This is a genomic window from Streptosporangium sp. NPDC051023 (genome assembly GCF_040689595.1).
Classification (GTDB): Bacteria; Actinomycetota; Actinomycetes; order Streptosporangiales; family Streptosporangiaceae; genus Streptosporangium.
The window spans coordinates 25,357-43,564 of record NZ_JBFBCE010000081.1 but is presented as its reverse complement, the minus strand read 5'-3'; the positions used below and the strand labels follow the sequence as shown (position 1 = coordinate 43,564).

26 protein-coding genes and 1 pseudogene are annotated in these 18,208 nt (G+C 68.5%); 9 read left to right on the top strand and 18 right to left on the bottom strand.

What is annotated here, in order from left to right; all coding sequences use genetic code 11:
- Nucleotides 1-134: 134 nt before the first annotated feature.
- The gene (locus AB0395_RS37470) at nucleotides 135-641 is read right to left on the bottom strand and encodes a TetR/AcrR family transcriptional regulator (protein WP_366289456.1); all 507 of its coding nucleotides are present in this window, start codon (nucleotides 639-641) and stop codon (nucleotides 135-137) included.
- A 113-nt stretch (nucleotides 642-754) separates the two neighbouring features.
- Between AB0395_RS37470 and AB0395_RS37465 the strand changes: the two genes are divergently transcribed.
- A complete protein-coding gene (locus AB0395_RS37465) occupies nucleotides 755-1,918 on the top strand; it encodes a cysteine desulfurase family protein (protein ID WP_366289454.1) in 1,164 nt (387 codons plus the stop codon).
- Between the two features lie 209 nt (nucleotides 1,919-2,127).
- Nucleotides 2,128-3,198 (top strand): tRNA 2-thiouridine(34) synthase MnmA, encoded by a 1,071-nt coding sequence (mnmA, locus tag AB0395_RS37460; RefSeq protein WP_366289451.1) that lies wholly within the window; start codon nucleotides 2,128-2,130, stop codon nucleotides 3,196-3,198.
- A 140-nt stretch (nucleotides 3,199-3,338) separates the two neighbouring features.
- Here mnmA and AB0395_RS37455 read toward each other — a convergent pair whose 3' ends face one another.
- The 7 genes from AB0395_RS37455 to AB0395_RS37425 all read right to left on the bottom strand — a co-directional run bounded on the left by AB0395_RS37455 (nucleotide 3,339) and on the right by AB0395_RS37425 (nucleotide 8,060).
- Nucleotides 3,339-3,962: a DNA-3-methyladenine glycosylase I gene (locus AB0395_RS37455; protein WP_366289449.1), complete on the bottom strand. Its 624-nt coding sequence runs from the start codon at nucleotides 3,960-3,962 to the stop codon at nucleotides 3,339-3,341.
- A 4-nt stretch (nucleotides 3,963-3,966) separates the two neighbouring features.
- Nucleotides 3,967-4,638: an alpha-ketoglutarate-dependent dioxygenase AlkB gene (locus AB0395_RS37450; protein ID WP_366289446.1), complete on the bottom strand. Its 672-nt coding sequence runs from the start codon at nucleotides 4,636-4,638 to the stop codon at nucleotides 3,967-3,969.
- A 507-nt stretch (nucleotides 4,639-5,145) separates the two neighbouring features.
- A complete protein-coding gene (locus tag AB0395_RS37445) occupies nucleotides 5,146-5,436 on the bottom strand; it encodes an Ada metal-binding domain-containing protein (protein WP_366289443.1) in 291 nt (96 codons plus the stop codon).
- Nucleotides 5,433-6,173: a 2OG-Fe(II) oxygenase gene (locus AB0395_RS37440; protein WP_366289441.1), complete on the bottom strand. Its 741-nt coding sequence runs from the start codon at nucleotides 6,171-6,173 to the stop codon at nucleotides 5,433-5,435. Before AB0395_RS37440 ends, AB0395_RS37445 begins: the two co-directional genes overlap by 4 nt.
- The gene (locus tag AB0395_RS37435; RefSeq protein ID WP_366289438.1) at nucleotides 6,170-6,787 is read right to left on the bottom strand and encodes a methylated-DNA--[protein]-cysteine S-methyltransferase; all 618 of its coding nucleotides are present in this window, start codon (nucleotides 6,785-6,787) and stop codon (nucleotides 6,170-6,172) included. Before AB0395_RS37435 ends, AB0395_RS37440 begins: the two co-directional genes overlap by 4 nt.
- On the bottom strand, nucleotides 6,784-7,275 hold the full coding sequence (locus AB0395_RS37430; protein ID WP_366289436.1) for an RNA polymerase sigma factor: 492 nt from the start codon (nucleotides 7,273-7,275) through the stop codon (nucleotides 6,784-6,786). The genes AB0395_RS37435 and AB0395_RS37430 overlap by 4 nt, the downstream gene beginning before the upstream one ends.
- 50 nt (nucleotides 7,276-7,325) lie before the next feature.
- A complete protein-coding gene (locus tag AB0395_RS37425; RefSeq protein ID WP_366289433.1) occupies nucleotides 7,326-8,060 on the bottom strand; it encodes a methylated-DNA--[protein]-cysteine S-methyltransferase in 735 nt (244 codons plus the stop codon).
- A 132-nt stretch (nucleotides 8,061-8,192) separates the two neighbouring features.
- Between AB0395_RS37425 and AB0395_RS37420 the strand changes: the two genes are divergently transcribed.
- Nucleotides 8,193-8,432, top strand: coding sequence for a TOBE domain-containing protein (locus AB0395_RS37420; RefSeq protein ID WP_366289430.1), 240 nt, complete (start codon nucleotides 8,193-8,195; stop codon nucleotides 8,430-8,432).
- Here AB0395_RS37420 and AB0395_RS37415 read toward each other — a convergent pair.
- Nucleotides 8,395-8,940, bottom strand: a complete 546-nt coding sequence (locus AB0395_RS37415; RefSeq protein WP_366289428.1) for a hypothetical protein — start codon at nucleotides 8,938-8,940, stop codon at nucleotides 8,395-8,397. The genes AB0395_RS37420 and AB0395_RS37415 overlap by 38 nt on opposite strands.
- 102 nt (nucleotides 8,941-9,042) lie before the next feature.
- Nucleotides 9,043-9,396, bottom strand: coding sequence for a gamma-glutamylcyclotransferase family protein (locus AB0395_RS37410; RefSeq protein ID WP_366289425.1), 354 nt, complete (start codon nucleotides 9,394-9,396; stop codon nucleotides 9,043-9,045).
- Between the two features lie 165 nt (nucleotides 9,397-9,561).
- Here AB0395_RS37410 and AB0395_RS37405 point away from each other — a divergent pair, with 165 nt between their 5' ends.
- Complete coding sequence (locus AB0395_RS37405) at nucleotides 9,562-10,257, top strand: M24 family metallopeptidase (protein ID WP_366289423.1); 696 nt, start codon at nucleotides 9,562-9,564, stop codon at nucleotides 10,255-10,257.
- A gap of 48 nt (nucleotides 10,258-10,305) precedes the next feature.
- Nucleotides 10,306-10,512 (top strand): hypothetical protein, encoded by a 207-nt coding sequence (locus AB0395_RS37400; RefSeq protein ID WP_366289421.1) that lies wholly within the window; start codon nucleotides 10,306-10,308, stop codon nucleotides 10,510-10,512.
- Nucleotides 10,513-10,563: 51 nt separating this feature from the next.
- Here the strand turns inward: AB0395_RS37400 and AB0395_RS37395 are convergent.
- The 3 genes and pseudogenes from AB0395_RS37395 to AB0395_RS37385 form a co-directional block, all read right to left on the bottom strand.
- Nucleotides 10,564-10,833, bottom strand: a pseudogene (locus tag AB0395_RS37395) (pyridoxamine 5'-phosphate oxidase family protein); the annotation flags it as partial.
- Entirely contained in the window at nucleotides 10,793-11,500 is a 708-nt protein-coding gene (locus AB0395_RS37390) for an RraA family protein (RefSeq protein WP_366289419.1), read from the bottom strand. The gene AB0395_RS37390 and the pseudogene AB0395_RS37395, both read right to left, overlap by 41 nt.
- Nucleotides 11,501-11,597: 97 nt before the next feature.
- On the bottom strand, nucleotides 11,598-12,239 hold the full coding sequence (locus tag AB0395_RS37385) for an MBL fold metallo-hydrolase (RefSeq protein WP_366289416.1): 642 nt from the start codon (nucleotides 12,237-12,239) through the stop codon (nucleotides 11,598-11,600).
- 155 nt (nucleotides 12,240-12,394) lie between these two features.
- Here AB0395_RS37385 and AB0395_RS37380 point away from each other — a divergent pair, with 155 nt between their 5' ends.
- Nucleotides 12,395-12,856, top strand: a complete 462-nt coding sequence (locus AB0395_RS37380; RefSeq protein WP_366289413.1) for a hypothetical protein — start codon at nucleotides 12,395-12,397, stop codon at nucleotides 12,854-12,856.
- A 109-nt stretch (nucleotides 12,857-12,965) separates the two neighbouring features.
- Here AB0395_RS37380 and AB0395_RS37375 read toward each other — a convergent pair whose 3' ends face one another.
- The 4 genes from AB0395_RS37375 to cseB all read right to left on the bottom strand — a co-directional run bounded on the left by AB0395_RS37375 (nucleotide 12,966) and on the right by cseB (nucleotide 16,610).
- Nucleotides 12,966-14,057, bottom strand: coding sequence for a transglycosylase SLT domain-containing protein (locus AB0395_RS37375; protein WP_366289411.1), 1,092 nt, complete (start codon nucleotides 14,055-14,057; stop codon nucleotides 12,966-12,968).
- Entirely contained in the window at nucleotides 14,054-14,374 is a 321-nt protein-coding gene (locus AB0395_RS37370) for a hypothetical protein (protein ID WP_366289409.1), read from the bottom strand. Before AB0395_RS37370 ends, AB0395_RS37375 begins: the two co-directional genes overlap by 4 nt.
- 261 nt (nucleotides 14,375-14,635) lie before the next feature.
- Nucleotides 14,636-15,892 (bottom strand): HAMP domain-containing sensor histidine kinase, encoded by a 1,257-nt coding sequence (locus AB0395_RS37365; RefSeq protein ID WP_366289407.1) that lies wholly within the window; start codon nucleotides 15,890-15,892, stop codon nucleotides 14,636-14,638.
- Nucleotide 15,893: 1 nt separating this feature from the next.
- Nucleotides 15,894-16,610 (bottom strand): two-component system response regulator CseB, encoded by a 717-nt coding sequence (cseB, locus tag AB0395_RS37360; RefSeq protein ID WP_366289405.1) that lies wholly within the window; start codon nucleotides 16,608-16,610, stop codon nucleotides 15,894-15,896.
- Nucleotides 16,611-17,030: 420 nt separating this feature from the next.
- Here cseB and AB0395_RS37355 point away from each other — a divergent pair, with 420 nt between their 5' ends.
- From AB0395_RS37355 to AB0395_RS37345, 3 genes are read left to right on the top strand one after another with little or no spacing between them, the layout of a single operon-like run.
- On the top strand, nucleotides 17,031-17,357 hold the full coding sequence (locus AB0395_RS37355; RefSeq protein ID WP_366289403.1) for a PadR family transcriptional regulator: 327 nt from the start codon (nucleotides 17,031-17,033) through the stop codon (nucleotides 17,355-17,357).
- Nucleotides 17,354-17,710, top strand: a complete 357-nt coding sequence (locus tag AB0395_RS37350) for a DUF1048 domain-containing protein (protein WP_366289400.1) — start codon at nucleotides 17,354-17,356, stop codon at nucleotides 17,708-17,710. The genes AB0395_RS37355 and AB0395_RS37350 overlap by 4 nt, the downstream gene beginning before the upstream one ends.
- Nucleotide 17,711: 1 nt before the next feature.
- On the top strand, nucleotides 17,712-18,038 hold the full coding sequence (locus AB0395_RS37345; RefSeq protein WP_366289398.1) for a DUF1048 domain-containing protein: 327 nt from the start codon (nucleotides 17,712-17,714) through the stop codon (nucleotides 18,036-18,038).
- Between the two features lie 18 nt (nucleotides 18,039-18,056).
- On the opposite strand, the gene AB0395_RS37340 is transcribed toward AB0395_RS37345, so the two are convergent.
- Nucleotides 18,057-18,185 carry a hypothetical protein gene (locus AB0395_RS37340; RefSeq protein ID WP_366289395.1) on the bottom strand — a complete coding sequence of 43 codons (129 nt, stop codon included), beginning with the start codon at nucleotides 18,183-18,185 and terminating at the stop codon, nucleotides 18,057-18,059.
- Between the last annotated feature and the right edge of the window lie 23 nt (nucleotides 18,186-18,208).

Below are 18,208 nucleotides of genomic sequence, written 5' to 3'. Positions count from 1 at the left end.
CACCTACACCCGCCAGGTCGTGCTGGCCGTGGACGTGGACCGGCTGCACTCAACCGCCATGGATGAGGGCCTGCCCGCCGACCAGGCGTCAGGGATCGGCTGTCAGAGCCTGGTTGTCAGGGCCCGGTCGGTCGTCAGGCGGACAGCAGGGCCAGCAGGCGCTGCTTCAGCTCCGTGTAACGCTCGTCGTCGTAGAGCCCGGGGTCATGGCTCGCCAGGTCCCACAGCCCCTCGCAGGCGAGGCGCACAATCTGCGCCGCCATGGGGTCGGGCTCGCTGTCGAGCCCCTCGCGGTGCCAGCGGGCCATCGCCTCACGCAGTGGGGCGAGCAGGTAGAGGTTGCCCGAGGCGCTGGTGACCACGGCCCAACGTCGCAGCCTGCCGCTTCGCACGGCGGCGAACGTCGCGTCCAGATAATTCTTGGTGTAGGTGTCGTGGCCCTGCTGGGCGACGAGCTGGTCGAAATCCTCGATCAGCCGCTCGACCATGCCCTTGATCAGGGCTTCCTTCGTGCCGAAGTGGTAGAGCAGGCCGCCTTTGCTGCATCCGGCGCGCTCGGCGACGGCTGACAGGGTGAGCGCCTGAGAGCCCTGGTTGCACAGCAGATCCTCTGCCGCGTCCAAAAGCTCTTCCCGTCTCATGCGTCTTACTGTACCGGCTGGACGGTTTAGTGGTCAAACCGGGGGGTGGGCTCCTCGCGGAGCACGGATACCCTTGGAGAGCCACAAGCGATCTGGGGAAGGGAAGTGCGGTAGTGGAGTCCGCCTATCTCGATCACGCGGCGACCACGCCGATGCTTCCCGAGGCGATCGAGGCTATGACGGCCCAGCTCGGGCGGGTCGGCAACGCGTCGTCGCTGCACACCGCAGGCCGACGCGCGCGCCAGGTCGTCGAGGAGTCGCGCGAAAGCGTCGCCGACGCGCTCGGGGCCCGGCCAAGCGAGGTCGTGTTCACCTCCGGGGGCACCGAGGCCGACAACCTGGCCATCAAGGGCCTTTACTGGGCGCGCAGAGCCAAAGGCGCGACCCGCATCCTGGTCAGCGCCGTCGAGCACCACGCCGCGCTCGATCCCGCGCACTGGCTGGGCGACCGCCAGAACGCCGTCGTCGAACTGCTCGACGTGGACGAGTTCGGCCGGGTGCACCCGCAGACCCTTCGCACGGCCATCGAGCGTGACCCCGACAGCGTCGCCCTGGTCAGCGTCATGTGGGCCAACAACGAGGTCGGCACCGTGCAACCGGTGCGAGTGCTCGCGGCGATCGCCCGTGACCACGGCATCCCCTTCCACACCGACGCGGTCCAGGCCGTCGGTCAGCTTCCCGTCGCGTTCGCCGACTCCGGCGTCGACGCGCTCACGCTCTCCGGGCACAAGGTCGGCGGCCCGATGGGGGTCGGCGCGCTGCTGCTGGCCAGGGGCGTCGACCCGGTGCCGGTGCTGCACGGCGGCGGCCAGGAACGCGACGTGCGCTCCGGCACGATCGACGCTCCCTCCGTGGCCGGTCTCGCCGCGGCGGTGCAGACCGCGGTCGCCCGTCAGGCGGAGACCGCGGCGCGGCTGACCGGGCTCCGCGACGCCCTGATCCGCAAGATCCGCCAGGCCGTTCCCGACGTGATCCTCAACGGCGACCCGGTGAACCGGCTCCCCGGCAACGCGCACTTCTCCTTCCCCGGCTGCGAGGGTGACGCGTTGCTCATGCTCCTGGACGCCAAGGGCGTCGAGTGTTCGACGGGCTCGGCGTGCTCCGCGGGCGTCGCCCAGCCCTCCCACGTCCTGCTCGCCATGGGCGCGGACGCCGTCAGGGCGCGGGGCTCGCTCCGCTTCTCCCTCGGTCACACCTCGACAGAGCCGGATGTGGACCGGGTGGCCGACGTCATCGCCCTGGTCGTCGAGCGCGCCCGCCGCGCCGGTCTGACCTGACGGTGGCACGCGTCCATCACGCCGTCTGATCCGGCGACGGCGCGTGCCCGCCGCACCGGCTCGGTTTGACGATGGCGCGTGCCCGCCGTGCCGGTTCGGTCTGAGGGTGGCGCGTCCGCCGTGCCGGTTCGGTCTGAGGGCGGCGCGCGTCCGTCGTATGCTCCCGGCCCGACGATGTGTGCGCCGACGCGGGTACGCTCAAGGGTGTTATGAGACTTCGCGTGCTTGCCGCCATGTCCGGCGGCGTCGACTCAGCGGTGGCGGCCGCCCGCGTCGCCGAGGCCGGTCACGATGTCACCGGCGTGCACCTCGCCCTGTCCTCGAACCCGCAGTCGTATCGGACCGGTGCCAGAGGGTGCTGCACGATCGAGGACTCCCGGGACGCGCGCAGGGCCGCCGACGTGATCGGCATCCCCTTCTACATCTGGGACATGGCCGAGCGGTTCCATCGTGACGTGGTCGAGGACTTCGTCAGCGAGTATGCCGCGGGCCGTACGCCCAACCCGTGCCTGCGCTGCAACGAGAAGATCAAGTTCGAGGCGGTCCTGGACCGTGCCCTCGCGCTCGGCTTCGACGCGGTGGTCACCGGGCACCACGCCCGGATCGTCGACGGCGTGCTGAGCCGTAGTCCCGACGAGGGCAAGGACCAGTCCTACGTGCTCGGCGTGCTCACCAGGGAGCAGCTCAAGCACGCGATCTTCCCACTGGGCGACTCGACCAAGGCGCAGGTCCGTGAGGAGGCGGCGCGGCGCGGGCTCATGGTCGCCGACAAGCCCGACAGCCACGACATCTGCTTCATCGCCGACGGTGACACGCGGGGTTTCCTTGAGCGGCGTCTCGGCGCGGCCCAGGGCCCGATCGTCGACGAGTCCGGCGAGGTGGTCGGCAGTCATGAGGGGGCGTACGGTTTCACCGTCGGCCAGCGTAAGGGCCTGCACATCGACCGTCCCGCCCCGGACGGCCGTCCGCGCTACGTGCTGTCCATCGAGCCCGTCTCCAACACGGTCACGGTCGGCCCGCGCTCGGCCCTCGAGGTCGGCACCATCGTGGCCGGGCGTCCCGTGTGGAACGGGCCCGCCGCGGAGCCGTACGAGCCGCTGGCCTGCACGGTTCAGCTGCGCGCCCACGGAGAGGTCTACGGCTGCCGCGTCCAGCTCTCCGGGGACGAGGTCCACATCGCGCTCGACACCCCCGCGACCGGGGTCGCCGCTGGTCAGGCCGCCGTGTTCTATCTGGAGGACACCGTGATCGGGTCGGCCACGATCGCCAAGGCGGGGTGAGCGGGACCGCGGCGATGTGACCCGCTTCCAGTGTAGGTGCGGCCCGGGATCGACTCTTCGGGTCCTGGGATCGCGTGGGCCCAACATCTGTAGGGCGATCTCAACGTCAGTGGGACCGTTCGGGATCAGGTGTAGGAGGGTCACGATGTCCAGATTCCAGAGCTGCCCCGTCGATGCGAGCCGAGCAGATGGGTGTCGACGATGCCGATCGCCTCCATGAGCGCGTACATGGTGGTCGGGCCGACGAAGGCGAATCCGCGTCGGCGCAGCTCCTTTGACAATGCGACCGACTCGGCGGACTTCGTGGGGATCTCTGCAAAGGTCCGGGGGCAGGGCGTGCTCTCGGGGCGGAAGGACCACACCAGCTCGGCCAGGCCCATCTCCTCACGCAGCATGACGGTGGCGCGGGCGTTGGTGATGGTCGCCTGGATCTTCTGCCGGTTGCGCACGATGCCGACGTCGGCCATCAACCGCTCGACATCGGTCTCGGTGTACGCAGCGATCGTGTCCGGGAGGAAGTTGTCGAACGCCGCACGGAACGCGGGTCGCTTGCGGAGGATCGTTGCCCAGGACAGACCCGCCTGAAATCCTTCGAGACTGACGCGCTCGTAGACGCCGCGTTCGTCCGTGACCGGCATGCCCCACTCTGTGTCGTAGTAGTCACGCAGCAGAGGGGCAGCGGCTGCCCATGCGGGCCGGGCGAGCCCGTCGTCCCCGACGACGACGCCGGGGTCGGCAGTGGTGCTGCTTGCGTCCTGTGTCATTCGATCACCCGTCAAGCCCGGTCATGCGCATCGTGATGTTGATCCGGCCACGACTGATGCCGCATCCCTCGGGGGCGGTGCTCTCGTGCACCTTGGTGACACCGTGGTAGGCCAGTCGGGCGGGTCCGCCGAAGACGAAGAGGTCGCCGGAGGCCAGCAGCACGTCGGTATAGGGTCTGCCGCGGCTTTCCGTGTTGCCGAATCGGAACGTGCAGCTATCGCCGATGGACAGCGATACGACCGGGGCGCGGGAGATCTCGTCCTTGTCTTGGTGCATTCCCAAGCGGGCCTGTGCGTCGTAGTAGTTCACCAGCGCGGTGTCGGGCGTATAGGAGCGGATCGCGGCTGCGTCGTGGCCGGTGGCCTTGAGGGCTTGTCGTCCCAGGCGGATCATCCAGTCGGGGAACGGGAGGACACGGGCGCCGTTCACGTCGGTGGCCTCTCGCGTGTACTCGTACGGTCGCCAGTGCCAGCCCAGACATACGGTGCGCACCGACATCTCGTGTCCGCGGACCTTCGCGGCGCGGATGGGGACAGGGCCTTGCACCCACTCGTGGAACTGATCCACGATCCATTTCTGCTGTTCCCGAGTCAGCCAATCAGGGACCAGGGTGGCGCCCGGGGTGATCTCTCCCCCGTCACGCTCGGGGATCTCCGGAGTGAACAGCGCTGTCATCGCTTGCCCTCCGTGTGTGTGAGGTGCACGAGGGAAGCGTGCGCAACGAGCCAGGCGGTACCGTCTGCGCTTGCGCCGGCCAGGCCGTCCAGATTGGTCAGTCCGACGAGTGCGAGAGTGCGCGGGTCGCCGATTCCGGCGGTCGCGAGGGTGCGTGCGGGGCTCCAGGGAGTCGACCACAGCAGCCGCCGGGTCATCTGTGCCCAACCGGTTGCCGGCCCGACCATCACCCACAGGTCGGGGTCGGCGGCGGCGAACCGTGACGCGTGACGCAGCCAGGAGGCCCCGGCCTCGGGCCGGTGATCGTGTCGAGAGTTCCGCCTCCTGTGCGATCCCAGGCCGATTCGATCAGGCGTGAGGTCGCAAGGGCGTGAGGGGTGCGGCCGGAGCCGATCACGATATTGCGGGCACAGCGGTCGCGAGCAATTCTGATGACGGTCGCGACCTCGGCATCCGTAGCCGTCAGGTCCGCGTCACAACTCGCTGACGCCTTCAGCAAGGGGCTGGTCAGGGCTTCCATCGTTCACCGTTCTCTCTGGCGCTCTTCCACTTCTGAAAGTGGTCCCTGCAGCAGGCTCCGCAGGGGCGGAACCCGGCGGCGACCGCCGTGGCCTCGTCAGCGAAGAAGACCCGGTGCTTCACGTAGCCACCGCGAGCGACGGCGCGCAGCGCGGCGAGACAGTCGAGTCGCCCGTAGATCTTCGAGCCGCGATGGCCGCCCCACAGCCCCTTGACCACAGACCGATAGGGACAGCCGTCTGCCCCCACAAGGATGTACGGCTTCGTTGCGTCGCTCATGCGGCGTCATGGAAGACGAGAGCGAGGGTGTGACGTTCGCCGGACCGGATGGCGGATACGCCGTGCCGAACCGGCGCGGCGGACCATCCGCGGGCGGACCTGACGGGTCGGTCGCGGGTGGTGAAGAGGTATCCGTGACCGTGCGGCAGCAGCGTGGCCGTGCCCCGAGACTGGGCGCGCGGGCGCTGTTCCAGCAGCAGGAACTCGCCACCCGTATGATCCACGCCGGGCTCGTTGAGGTTGATCACGACCTGCAACGGGAACACGAGGTCGCCGTACAGGTCGCGATGCAGAGCGTTCCAATCCTTCTCGCCGTAGTGGAGCAGGATCGCCGAAGACTTCGTCTGGCCGGCGTCGTGGCACATCTGAAGCCACTCATCAAGCGAGTCCGGCCACGGTGCGGGCCGGCCGAGCTTGGTCCACCAGTCGCGGGCGATGGGAAGCAGTCGCGGATACAGCGCCTGCTTGAGCCGCTCGATCGGTTCCGGATACGGCGCGTTGAAGTATCGGTACTGGCCCTCACCGAAGCGGTGCCGGCCCATGTTGACGGTGCTGCGGAACAGGCCGTCCTGCTCGTACAGCTCCCTGATCTCCACGGTCTCCTCCGGGGTCAGCAGTTGCGGCAGCAGTGCGCCGCCGTACTCGTTGACCTCTGTGGTGATCGCCTCCCAGTCGCCGGACTCGACGCGGCTGTACCACCGATCCGTCTTCCTCCTGGCCGCCTTCCCGGTGCTCATGTTGCGGCCTCCAGGTTCAGCAGCGTGGTCTTGGCCTCGAGCCCGCCGATGTAACCGCCGAGCGTGCCGTCGGTACGCAGCACGCGGTGGCACGGGACGACGATCGGCAGCGGGTTGGTCGCACAGGCGGTGCCCACCGCTCGGACGGCCTTGGGGTTGCCGACGAGCTCGGCCATGTCTCGGTAGCTGCGGGTCTGGCCGTACCCGATCTCGGGCAGATGCGTCTGCACGAGGCGCCGGAATCCGCGAGACAGGGACAGGTCCAGCGTCAGGTCGAAGACCTGGCGGTGCTTGGCGAAGTACTCGTCGATCTCGCGAGCCGCTTCGTCCAGCCGCTTCGGGGCGCGCAGGATGCGCGGGCTAAGCTTCTGGCCGAGGGTCTCCAGGACTCGATCGTGGTCCTCGCCGGCGTACGCCACGCGGACCAGCCCTTTCGGGGTGGCGGCGAGCAGCAACTTGCCGACAGGTGAGTCGATGGTGGTGTAAGCGACATCGAGGAGATCGGCTCGCTCTACCGCCTGCTCCAGACGGTGGTGGAGCCGACTGAGAGTGCCGGCATCCACAGGCGTCGACAGCAGGGCGGTCATGTCGTCATCGTGGCGAATGTCGTTCATGATGATGCTCCTTTCGTGATCGCGCCCGGATATTTCTTCCTGAGATTCTTGAGCCCGTCTGCGGCGGCTCTTCGGGCCGCCTCAACAGTGCCGCCGAGGATCTCTGCGATCTCGGCGTATGCCAGCCCCGCCACATAGCGGTAGGCGACAGCCTGGCGTTGTTTGCTCGGGAGCCCTTTCACCGCGGCCCACAGGTCAGAGTCCCCAGAGTCCGGGATGCCCTGCCCTGTCGGTGCTTCCGGTACCTCGTCGATCGGTAGGGGATTCCTCTTCGCGACACGCAGCACGTCGATCGCCTTGCGATGCGCGATCGTCACGAGCCATGCCTCCACGTTCGCCGTCTCAGGCAGGTCGGGATAGGCGCGCATGGCGGAGAGGAAGGTCTCCGACCATGCGTCGTCCGCGTCGTGCGGGCCGAGGACGATCCGGCAGACGCGCAGCACGGTTGCGCCGTGCTGCGCGACTACGTTCTCGAATGGTTGTTTCATGTCCATCCCATTGAAGACATGCTTGTCAGTGGCAAACGTGAGTTTTCCGGTCAGAACAACCGTCCAGCGCTGACCGCAGGCGGCTCCTCAAGCTTCAGCAGCGCCTGCTTGCGCTCCAGTCCGCCGGCGTATCCGGTGAGGGAACCATTGGAGCCGACGACGCGGTGGCACGGCACGAAGATGCACAGCGGGTTCGCACCCACGGCCTGTCCGACCCGTTGCGCGAGACTGCGGTCTCTGACCTGCTCGGCGATACGACCGTAGGTGGTCGTGTCACCGCACTGAATGCTCTTCACGATGTCCCAGACAGTGTGCTGGAACACGTCCCCCTCGGCGGCGAGCGGAAGATCGAACTGCTTACGTCGACCCGCCAGGTAGTGGCGCAGCTGTCGGGCAGCTTCGTTCAGCAGCGGGTCCGTCGAGTCGGCCACCTCGGGGCCGAACGTCTCCTGCGAAGGCCGACGGACGTGGTGCCTGAAGTACAGGCCGGCAATCGTCTCGCCCTTTGCAACGAGCGTGATCGGTCCAAGGCGGGTCTCGATCACGATGTGTCGAGTGCTCATCTGCGTTTCCCTTCTCCTAGCTGGTAGACGTGCGCCGCTCGCAGAACGTGAGATTTCAGATGGTGTCGTCGCCGGTGACATGGGCGACGTCATCTCCCGTCGGCGGATCGCCTTGCGCAGCGAGACCAGTACGCACAGCTCGTACGGGATGCGCTCGATCCGGCCGCGGTCGTCGACCACCGCCTCCTGCCAGTCCTCGGGCGCCACATGCTCGATCGGCACGGTCTCGGTGTGGTCGTAAACAGCTCGACCTCGGCCTCATCCAATGTCCAGCACTCGATGTGGAGGGCCTCCAAGAGGGATGTCGGTGGCGTGCCGGCCTGAGCGACGCCTTGTCGGGGAAGGGGACAGGCGATGAACGATGTCGATCGGGGAGTGGTTGTCATGCGGTTGAGCGCGCGTAACAAGATTCCGGCGAGGGTCACCGCCGTGACCCACGGTGAGGCGACGGCGAATGTGGAGCTGGACGCCGGTGGGGTGCGGCTGGTGGCCTCGATCACCACCGAGGCCGCGCGGGAGCTGAGCCTGTCGCAGGGCAGCGAGGTGATCGCGGTGATCAAGGCCTCCGACCTGATCCTGGCGGTGAAGGACTGAGAGCGCGGAGCAGCCGCCCGGAGGGCGGGCCGGAAAAGCCGGTCCTCCGGCGCGGCGTCGCCAAGCCGTTCGTCGCCCTGCACCGGGCCGAATCCCCGGCTCTTCCCATGGAAGACGGGGACTGCTTCCTTCGGGGGTGGCCGACGATGAGGCGTAACGAGCCGACGAACTCCGGCTGGCTGCGCAACGCGCCATACCTGGCGTCCCACGCCCCGGAGGCGAGATCGTCTCTCAGGCGGCCGACGCCGCGCGCCTCGGCGGTCGCCTCCAGGGCCGGGACCGCGGTGGCCGGGCGTTGCGCCCGCATGGCCGCCGACGGCTCAACGGCCAGCACGTAGCGGTCGTCCGGTTCGTAGGAGCCCGCCCCGGCACCGACATTGACGACGGTACGGGCATCGCCGAGCGCGGCATGGACGTAGGCGGCGATGCGCGGGTCGGTGCGACGCTGCACGGCATACCCATGGCCATGGGTGTCGTAGTCGAAGTCTCCGGCGGCAGTGGCGATCATCGATGTCGTCCCTTCTGCGATGCGAACACCTTGTTCACCACGCGTCGCCGGGCGGGGTTCACCACGCGTCGCCGGGCGGGCGCGGTTTCCCCGGGCCCGGGCTCAGGGGGCGGTGTAGACCCAGGCGCGCACGCCCGAGGCGAGCGTCACCAGCGCCCGCTGGTAGTCGGCCACCTCGTAGTCGTCGGCGGCCGCCAGCTCCGTGGTGGTGATCTCGAACACCGTTCCCTCGACCTGGTGGGCGGGATCGCCCGTCGCGCGCACGATCGGATGGCGGTCGGCGCCGCTGACCGCGACGACGCCGGGGTCGGTGATCGCCACCATCGACAACGTGTAGCCGCACAGCACGTCCGCTCTGCCGTCCAGCTCCCTGCCGAAGGTCGACACCTGCACCTCGCGCTGCCGCAGCGTCCCGTAGGAGAACAGATATGTGCGGTCCGCAGTGGCCTCGGACAACGGACGTTCCTTCCCGTGTCGGCGTGGGCTTACCCGCCGAAGTGTAGAACGCGCCGATCATCACTCCGCCGCCGGGGCGAAGCCCCCTCCCGGAACGGCGGACATCGCCGATCTAGGCCGAGCCCGTTTCGAAGCGGCTGTGATGGCCGGTGATAGCGTCGCGCCATGCAGACGGTGGATGAAGAAGCCCGAGCGGTGGCCCTCCTGGACGCTCAAGGCAAGGCCGTGGAGCTTTTCGCGCAGGTGGAGCAGCGCGGGCTGGTGCGGCCCGGCGTGCTGGAGTCGGTGGTGAGCGCGCAGGTACGCGACCTGGCCGCGGACCTTTTCGGCGTCAGCCGTTACTGGCACAAACGGATCGTGCGCTCAGGCCCCAACACCTTGCACCCCTACCGCGACAACCCGCCCGACCGGGTCATCGGCGAGGACGACATCGCCTTCCTGGATTTCGGGCCGATCTTCTCCCAGTGGGAGGCCGACTTCGGACGCACCTTCGTCCTGGGTGATGATCCAGTTAAGCACCGCCTGCGAGACGAACTGGAGCCCCTCTTCACCAAGGCCAAGCAGTTCTTCCTCACTCAGCCCGACATCACCGGTGAGACGTTGTTCGCGTACGTGAACCAGTTGTCCGAGGAGGCCGGCTGGGAATACGGCGGCCCGCACGCAGGCCACCTCGTGGGTGAGTTCCCCCACGAGAAGGTGGCCGGCGACAAGGTCCACAGCTACATCGCCCCCGGCAACGACATGACCATGCGCCGACTGGATACCCTCGGGCGCCGCTGCCACTGGATCCTCGAAATCCACCTCGTCGACCGCGAACGCGGCATCGGCGGTTTCTACGAGGAACTGCTGACCTTGAGCTGACCGCCCCCGTGCGCCGAGGCGGTCACCGGCAGGGGTGGCCGCCCGCCGGTGTCGGTCCAGGCGTTTGGCAGGACGAGCCGGACGACGTCGCGGGTCAGCGACAGGCGGTGCTCTCCGGAAGGCGGGGGCGGCGACCAGACCGGGGTCGGCGGCGAGCCTGCTCTCGGCATCCCGCAGGGCGGCCTCGGCCTCGGCGGGATCGTCGAGAACCTGGGACTGGCGGCCGGTGAGCGCCTCGGCGCGCGAGGCGGGTGAGCGCGCCAGGAAGTCGGCCGCGCCGCGGTCGGCGCCGGTCGCCGTGACCGTCCCGCGGACGCGGATCTGACGGCCCTGCCGCGGCCAGTAGAACGTCAGGGCCGCGTGCGGGTTGGCCGCCAACTCGCGCCCCTTGCGGCTGAAGGCGCCGGAGGCGAACTCCGGCGCCGAGCCCGTCGTCTGATCACGTAAACGGTTCCCGGCGGGAGAGAGCGGTTGAGACGGCGGCGGTGTCGCGCCCGAGGTGTCCGGCGCGATCCCACCGCCACCGGGCGTGGGGTCACTCCTCGATGGCCCCGCCGACCGCCCGCAGGTGGTCACGGAAGGTCAGGGAGGGCGTCTGCTCGCGCTGGGCGAGGTAGGCGCCGAACCCCACCTGGTCGCGCAGGGAGACACCCCCGTGAATCCGTTCGGCCTGGCGCCGCTCGGTGTCGCGGATCGTCTCCGCGAGCGTGAAGAGGTCCTCGGCGCGGTCGGCCGGTACGAAGAGCACGCCGTCGTCGTCGCCCAGGACCAGATCGTCACGGCCGACTGTCCAGTCGCCGACGACGGCGGACTCCAGTGCCCCCTCGGGGCGCTCGTCCAGGCGCTGGGGACCGGTCGGGATCGAGCCCAGGCTGAAGACCGGCAACCCGATCGCCCGTATGTCGGCCGTGTCGCGGTGCAGCCCCCAGATCACGACCCCTTCGAGCCCGGCGGCCTGGGCCTCCAGGACCACGAGGTCGCCGACGCAGCTCTCGTCGAGCCGCCCGCCGTTGTCGACCACCAGCACGTCGCCGGGCGCGGCCTCCTCGAACGCCTCCAGGAAGACGTCGACGCTGCCGGCGTGCCGGGCGGGGGACACCCGCCCGGCCAGACGGCTGCCAGGCACCACGGCGCGGGTAAGTGCGGGGGCGCAGCGCACCGGGACCCGGGCGCGGATGCACGCGTCCGCCAGATGGGCGGTCGTCAGCGTCTCGAACCGCCGCCGTAGTTCCTTGGAATCCATGCCGTGCCTCCTGGCACCCGGTCGATCATCACTCGGACAGGTGAACGTCAGCCTGTAGCGACTGTAGATCAGGGAGGGGAACCGCGGTATGCCCCGGCTACGGCAGCATGACGGACTCGCCCGGCTTCAGGCGGTGGATCTCCGCCTTCTGCTTGTCGGACTCCATCTCGAGCCACCTGTCGATGAGGCCGAGGCCGATGTCGTTGAGCAAGCCGTCATGGGTTGAGTAGGCCCTGGCGGGGCGGACCTCGCGGAGGTACTCGATCATCTCGTAGGCCTTCAGCCACGGCGCGTTGGTCGGCACCAGCAGGGTGGGCACCTCGACTCCGGGCGGAGTGAGCGCGTCGCCCGGGTAGAAGACCTCCTCGTCCACCAGGAAACCGACGTTGCGGACGATCGGCATGTCCGGGTGGTTCGGCGCGTGCCACTCGCCGACGGCCTTCACCCCGAATCCCGCCGTGTCGAAGGTGTCGCCGTGCCGTACGACCTGGATCTTCGCCGGGACGTCGGCCAGCGTGGCGGCGACCGCCTCGTTGGTCCAGATCTCCAGCGCGGGGTTGGCCTCGGCCGCCCTGCGCAGCCGCTCGGCCTCCACGTGGTCGAAGTGCTCGTGGGTGATGAGGACGGCCCGCGCCCCCTCCAGTGCGGACTCCTCGCTGAAGGACCCCGGATCGATCACCAGGGCCGACTCGCCTTTCTCAAGGCGGACGCATGCGTGCCCGAACTTCGTCAGCTTCATCCTCCCAGCCTAGTGGCGTCCCGCCTGACGGGCCGGAGTGGGCGGTGGCGCTAAAACGGCGGTAATTGGCAGGAATGAAAAGGGTGGGCCGAAAGTCGTCTCGATGCGGTCATTAATGCCGTAGCAATTCCTTTTCACGGGGCGGAGAAGTATGTATGAGTGACAGGAAAACGACCGAGAGCGGTCGGCGGGGGTGGCGTCGGGCATTGGCCGCCGGGCTCGTGTTTCTCGCGTTCTCGGGTACGGCGGCCGCGGCGAACGCCGATTCGGCCGCCGGGCACGCGGCGGCGCCTTCCGCGTCCCCCTCGGCGGGCACGGGCACGCAGGGCGCCGATTCCGGCGGCGGGGTCCACACCATGGGCATCGGACTGCAGGTCTCCCCGTTGCGCGACGCCTGGGTGCACCACATGCCCCTCATCAACACGATCCCCGACCGCGTCTTCACCGCCCATCCCGGCGACAATCTGGCCGCTGTCTGCTGGATCTACGGGGAGCTCTACCAGGGGAACTACACCTGGGTCCTGGTCATCGACCGGAGCCAGGACAACGCCGTGGGATACCTCAGCGTGCTTGACCTGCCGTATTCCCCGTCCAACGCACCCTGCGGTTCGTGGTGAACGCCGGGCGCCGCGAAGATCCACGACCCCTTCGCGGCGCCCCGGTCCGCCCGCCTCATGCGCCCGTCCTGGCCGGCCGCCCGAGGCGGGCGCGAGCCGCCGGGGAGCGTCAGTAGCCGACGTAGCCGGTGCCGGTCTTGGAGCCGACGACGCCGGGCACGTTCGAGACCGAGCCGTAGCGACTGATCGCGTAGCGGACTCCCGCGATGATGTTGTCGACCGGGTTGTAGATGTCGTCGTGCCCGGCCAGCTTGTAGCTGTTGAAGGTCGGGTCGATGGTCTGCATCAGGCCCTTCGACGGATGCCCCGCCGCCGCGTTCGAGTCCCACAGGTTGATCGCATGCGGGTTGCCGCCTGACTCGTGCTGGATGATCATCGCGATGTCGCTGGGGTTCATCTTCTCCACCGGGTATCCCCGCGCCTTCAGGATCTCCAGCGCCTGGTCGATCCACTCCTTGAGCTGACCGGTCGGCGCGGGACCACCGCCGGGCGGCGGCGGTCCGCTCGCCCCGTAACCGCCGAAACCGCTGCCGGAGGCGCCGCCGTCCGCACTCCCGCCGGGCCCGAGGTGGGGCCGGTAGCCGACGGTCCTCTCCCAGACGACGGTACGGCCCACGCCGGGCACGAACGTCTGGTCGCCGGGTGCCGGGATGCCGGAGAAGGAGAGCTGCCGTTCGCCCATGTACTTCCTGACGTCGGCGAGCGCCTGGGTGACGGCCTTTTCTGCGGCCTCCACGTGGGGGCGGGCGTCGGCCACGGCCGTGTTCACCAGCGAGGCGATGTGCGGCTGGAGGTCCTTCTCCTTCGCGTCGGGGTTGCCGGAGCGGTAGGTGGCCACGTCGTCGAGGAGGGTTGAGCAGACGGTGCCGACCTTCGACTCGGAGTTCCTCAGCACCCCGGCCGCCGTGTCGAGGGAGTTGGCGCAGTTCGCCAGCGCGTCGTGGAGGGCGTCCGCCGCCTTGCCGTACTTGCGCATGTAGACGCCGAAGGCGTCGGCGGACTCGCCCTTCCAGGCCTCGTCGACCGCGTTGACCGCGGCGCCGAGGGTCCCGGCGTGCTCGACGAGCTTTCCCGCCGTGCCGCGCCAGCGGGTGGCGATGGCGCCGACGGCGTTGGCGTCGGCGTTCACCTTGTTCGCGAGGTCGAGGAGCGCGCCGCCGCCCGGCAGCGTGGAGACCTGCTCCAGGGTGCCCACGGTCACCCGGCCCCGTTGGCGGCGTCGGCCGCGCGGACGTTGTCCTCGATGTCGTTCAGGGCGCGCTCGACGTCCTTGAGCTTGCCGGTGACGTTCGCGAGCTCCTCGTCGACCGTCCTTTCGATCCCGTCGACGGCCGTGGCGAGCGCGGAGGAGTCGGTCAGCCTGCCGAACACGGTCGAGTCGGTCCCCTTGGCGGGATACGGATCGCCCAGCTCGCCGAACTTCCCGACCAGCTTCTTGGCTGTCGTACGGCACTGCTCGAGCGCGTCGTAGTTGTAGTCGATTCCCGCCACCCCGTCGACTCCCTCCCGTTCTGGCACAAAGTCGAGCAACGTTGATCATAGGGGAGGAGGAGTGACGACTCCGGAAAGATCAATGATTCTGCAGGTGTTTCTCATAGATTGACCGTCTTAGCCTACTAGCGGGGGCTTTCTCCGGTTTGGAGGTAGTACGCAATCATGCTCAGCGTGCGTTCCCGGCCCCCGGCGCCGTTCTCCGCGTCGAGATGGGGCAGATCCCAGGACCGCTGAAGAAGGCGGAAACGCCCAGGAGCGTCGACATCGGACCCGAATCGGCCCGGGTCAGTCCCGCAGGGCGCTCTCGGGAAGGCACAGGACGGCGACCGCGCCGCCACCGGGGGCGTTGGCGAGTGTGAGATCGGCGCCGACGACCCCGGCCTGACCGACGACGATCGCCAGGCCGAGGCCGTGTCCCCGGCCGCGCTCGGCCGCTCCCGTGCGGAACCGCTGCGGTCCGTGGGTCAGCAACTCGTCCGGGAAGCCGGGGCCGTGATCGCGCACGACGATGGTCGTTCCGTGCACGGCGACCTCCACCGGAGGGCGTCCGTGCCGGTGGGCGTTGATGACGAGGTTGGCGATGATCCGGTCCAGACGGCGCGGATCGGTCTCCGCGACCGGCGCGCCGGTCACCGTCACCGTCGCCTGGAGTCCCGTCCGCCGTACGGACTCCTCGACGACCTCGCCGAGCGGCACCGGCACGCGGTCGGCCCGCTCTGCGCCCGCGTCGAGGCGGGAGATCTCCAGCAGGTTCTCCACCAGGGTCCGCAGCACCCGCACTCGGTCGCGTACCAGGTCGGTGACCTCGCCGTCCGGGAGCAGTTCGGCCGAGGTCATCAGGCCCATCACCGGGGTGCGCAGCTCGTGGGCGACGTCGGCGGTGAAACGCTGTTCGCTGAGGAGCCACCGCTGCAGCGAGCCGGCCATCGAGTCGACCGCCGCGGCGATCTCGACGATCTCATCTCCCTCCCGGCCTGTCACGCCGATCCTGGCGTCCAGGTCGCCCTCCGCGATGCGGCGCGCCGTTCGGGCGACCCGGCGCAGCCGCCGGTTGGGCAGTTCGGCGGCCAGGGCGGCCAGCGGAACGAGGACGGCGAGGGCGGCCAGCGTGACCATGACGATGTGGCGGTCGAGCGCCTGGAGGCTGCGCAGTTCCGCCCCCATCTCTATCGACACGAACAGCGGCTCGCCCTTGACGACCTCCCCCGCCCACATCCATGGCTGGTCGGGCTTGCTGGTGTCGTACCAGTAGGAGGTCCCCTCCCCTCCCCTCCGCAGCTGCTTCAGCAGCGGTTCGGGGGCCTCGTCGAGGTTGGGGTAACCCTCCGTGTCGCCGGTTTTGCGGTACGCGGCGATGTCGGCCTCGAGTTCCCGGTAGGCGTGCTGCCGGCCGATCGTGAGCGACCATTCGTACGTCACCCGGTGGGCGAGCACCCCGACCACCGCCGCGACCACGCACGCCACGGCGGCGGTCAGGGCGGCGATCTTCCAGCGCAGGGAGCGCCAGTTCAGCAGATGGCGCGCCGAGGTGAGGAGGCTCATCTCAGCGCGGCAGCTTGTAGCCGAAACCGCGGACCGTCTCGATCCGGTCGGCGCCGATCTTCTTGCGCAGCCGTTGCACGCACAGATCGACGACCCGGCTGTCCCCGTCCCAGCCGTAGTCCCAGACGTTGCGCAGTAGCGTCTGCCGGTCGAGCACGATCCCCGGGTTGGCGGCGAACTCCAGCAGCAGCCGCAACTCGGTGGGTGCCAGGACGACCGGCTCGCCGGCCCGGCGCACCTCAAGGCCCTGCGGGTCGATGCTCAGGTCCCCGAAGACCAGGCAGGCGCCAACCGGCTCGGGGGGCCGCTCGGCCGGGGGCGCGGGCGGGACGAACGCCGCGCGGCGCAGGAGCGAGCGGATCCGCGCCACCAGCACCGCCGTGTCGACGGGCTTCACGACGTAGTCGTCGGCACCCGCCTCCAGCCCCGAAACCACGTCGAGCGCGTCGCCCCTGGCCGACATCATCAAGATCGGCACCACGCTCGACTCCCGCACCTTCCGGCACAGCCCGATGCCGTCCAGCGCGGGCAGCATCACGTCGAGCAGCAGCAGGTCGTGTCGCCCGTCGCGGAAGAGCTCAAGCCCGGTCAGGCCGTCGCCGGCCGCGGACACCTCGTAGCCGTATCGCTCCAGGGTCATCGCGACCGTCTTGCGGATCACCTCGTCGTCCTCGACGAGGAGTAGCGAGGGTGGACTCTCGCTGTCCGAAACAGACATCTCTTCCCAAAGTAGGTGTACGACTCGCTGGCGACACTACAACAACCTGCCGCGCCCATCCTGTGGCCACTGTGTTTCCGCGGCGGCTTGGGCGTGTATCGGCCGTGTATCGGTGGGTCGCGAATCCTCGGGCGGCGATGGACGTCACCGGTTGGACGTCACCGGCCGGATCGCTCCGGCCGGGTGCGCGGCCGTCGTTTTTTGCGCGCTTTTCGTCAATCTGTCAGCACGGGGTCCCGGTAGCAATGGAGCAGAATCCAACAAACCTGCCCCTGACCTGCCGTGAGTGATGTTCCGTACCGAGACAGAAGGACTCCGTGGTCTGTGCTCGCCGCCTGCTGGGCATGGTCGGCTACTCGGTGGTACCGTATAGTGGTACTCGGCGCCACCGAGTACCCGGAGGATGGAAGAGGACCCACGATGGACGACCTGACGGAGATGCTGAAGGGCACGCTTGAGGGCTGCGTGCTTGAAATCATCGACAGCGAGGAGACCTACGGGTACGCCATCACGCGTCGGCTGAACGAACTCGGCTTCGCCGACGTCGTCGAGGGGACGGTTTACACCATCCTGCTGCGACTGGAGAAGAACGGGCTCGTCCAGGTGACGAAACGACCGTCCGGGCTGGGACCGCCGCGCAAGTTCTATGCGCTCAACGACGCGGGGCGCAAAGAACTCGCGACGTTCTGGGCGAAATGGGAGTACGTCACATCGCGGATCGACAAGCTCAAGGAGGGCGGGAGATGAACTTCTGGGAGACCATTACAGGCAGTGATCTCACCAGGGAATGGAAGGCGTTCGAAGCCCGGGCCGAGGCACTGCCGGCCGACTACCGGACGGCGTGGGAAGAGATCAAGGGTCATCTTTCTCCCTACTCGGACTTCACAGGTCGAAACCTGATGCCGATTCTCGACGGTGCTCTGGGGCTGCTCGAAGAGACGGCGGCCGATGGACAGAGCATTCACGAGGTGCTGGGTGACGACATCGAGGGCTTCAGCGCGGCGCTGGCCGGCGGAGAAGGGGCTCGGAACTATCGCGACCGGTGGCGCGAGCAGTTGAACAGGAACGTCGCAAGGAAATTGGGCCGGCTGGGAGGCTGACGTGGGCATCCAGGACATCATCGAGGGCAAGAAGCAGTGGCGGGCGCACATGGCGCGGGTCAAGGCGCTCCCGCCGGACTATCAGATCGTCTACAAGGAGATTCAGAGGTACCTCTTCAAGGTTGGACCGATCGACCTGCTTGACGGGCCCCTGCTCTCAGGGATCGTCGACTTCTTCGAGGAGGGCGTCGCGACAGGCAAGGGAGTCCTGGAACTCATCGGCAACGACGTCGCCGCCTTCTGCGACGACCTGGTCAAGGACTCGCGCACCTACGCGGACATCTATCAGGAGTCCATCAGCGGGGAACCCGGCACGGCCGAGAAGTAACACCCGTCGACCGGGCCTTTACCGCTTGATCAGCGCCAGCGCCTGCATCGTCGGCGCATGCAAGGTGTTGGTCGACCCGAACTCCAGCGCCTTGATGATCTGAATCAAGCCCGTGCGGTAGTGGTTGGTGTTGGAGGCCTTGAACACGCGCTGCTTGTGCTGCCGGTACG